The organism is Sedimentibacter sp. B4 (assembly GCF_000309315.1).
Taxonomy (GTDB): Bacteria; Bacillota; Clostridia; order Tissierellales; family Sedimentibacteraceae; genus Sedimentibacter; species Sedimentibacter saalensis.
On sequence record NZ_CANG01001085.1, the window covers coordinates 1 to 302 of the forward strand.

The 302-nt window shown below is 72.8% G+C and carries 1 pseudogene; it reads left to right on the top strand.

The features are described 5' to 3' along the window. Positions 1-13: 13 nt before the first annotated feature. Positions 14-302: pseudogene (locus BN358_RS25100) on the top strand (N-acetylmuramic acid 6-phosphate etherase); the annotation flags it as partial.

Sequence of the window (302 nt, forward strand, 5' to 3'; positions counted from 1 at the left end):
TGGACGCGTCCGAGTGCCCGCCGACGTTCACTCCCCACCGGAACAGGTCTTCGCGATCATGGCCGGTGGCCCGAATGCGATCGTCACGCCCACCGAGGGCGCAGAGGACGACGCGCAGGCGGGCGCGAGTGCGGTGGCAGCGGCCGGCATCGGTCCCCTCGACACCGTCGTCGGCATCGCGTCGAGCGGACGCACGCCGTACGTGATCGGCGCCGTCACCCGGGCGCGCGAGCGGGGCGCCCTCACCGTCGGGTTCTCCTGCAACAGCCATACCCGGCTGAGCGCTGCGGCCGAACTGGCGA